We start from the raw sequence: 591 nt of genomic DNA, 5'->3' as shown, positions 1-591 counted from the left end.
GGTTGGTTTTGGAAAGCTGTTGGTCCAAGCTCCCCAAACTGCGAGTCACACCGGCAAGCTCGGCTTCTTTCTCCGCCAAGGTTTGCTTTAAGCTGGCTAGGCGGGTCAAGCTTTGGGCCTGCATTTCTGGTGTTGCGTGTGAGTAGGTGTTTTTGTACTCGGCAAAAGCGTGCTCGGCTTTGTCGAGTTCTTCTCTTCGCTTATTGATATGGATGGTCAAGAAATGACTGGAATCCTTAATCGACGAGCGTTCCGGTGCCAACAGTTGCTCAACAAATCGGTTACTCACCGACGTCAACATTGACTCCATTCCTTGTGCTTTACCGCTTCTTAGCTGAATTTGGATAAAGTCTTTACCCAGTTGTTGAACCGATAAGCGCGAAGCGAGATCTTTGATGATGAATTCTTGTTCTTTCGCGCCCATGTCATCGTCAATCAGCCCTTGCTCTTTTGCGACAGAGTAGAGCACGTGACGGCTTTTCAGCAAAGTACTCAACGCACTCAAACGGTCTTTAAGCATGGTTGATACGGCAATATCTTGCAGAAACGGATTCATCTTCGCCGTTTCTTGAATCAACATGCTGGTGTGTG

Annotated in this window: 1 pseudogene; it reads right to left on the bottom strand. The window is 47.9% G+C overall.

The annotated features are described in order from the left end of the window. Positions 1-591: pseudogene (locus R8O10_RS26345) on the bottom strand (chain-length determining protein); the annotation flags it as partial.

The sequence above is a fragment of the Vibrio sp. 1727 genome (assembly GCF_033344415.1).
In the GTDB taxonomy this organism is placed as follows: Bacteria; Pseudomonadota; Gammaproteobacteria; order Enterobacterales; family Vibrionaceae; genus Vibrio; species Vibrio alginolyticus.
The sequence above is the reverse complement of the archived record's forward strand: the minus strand, read 5'-3'. Positions and strand labels throughout refer to the sequence as shown.